The organism is Cupriavidus sp. SIMBA_020 (assembly GCF_046535395.1).
GTDB classification, from domain to species: domain Bacteria; phylum Pseudomonadota; class Gammaproteobacteria; order Burkholderiales; family Burkholderiaceae; genus Cupriavidus; species Cupriavidus campinensis.
On sequence record NZ_JAWRWU010000716.1, the window covers coordinates 1 to 267 of the forward strand.

Genomic DNA, 267 nt, shown 5'->3' on the forward strand with positions numbered 1-267 from the left:
GTACGGCGGCAGGCTGTCCTGGTCCGTCTGGTTCTCGCGCAACTCGGCCGACGGCGCGCGCGTGAGGATCCGCTCGGGGATCACGTCGCGCTGCCCGTAGTCGGCGCTCGCGTTGCGATAGCGGCACAGCCGGTAGACCAGCGTTTTCGCGATGTCCTTGATCACCGCGAAGCCGCCGGCCATGTCGCCGTACAGCGTGCAGTAGCCGACCGCCATCTCGCTCTTGTTGCCGGTCGTCAGCACGATCGAGCCGAACTTGTTCGACAG

Annotated in this window: 1 protein-coding gene; it reads right to left on the reverse strand. The window is 66.7% G+C overall.

Going from position 1 to position 267, the window contains the following annotated elements; genetic code table 11:
* The coding region (nadE, locus tag SB751_RS31205) for an NAD(+) synthase (protein ID WP_410749170.1) at positions 1-267 on the reverse strand (267 nt) is incomplete at both ends.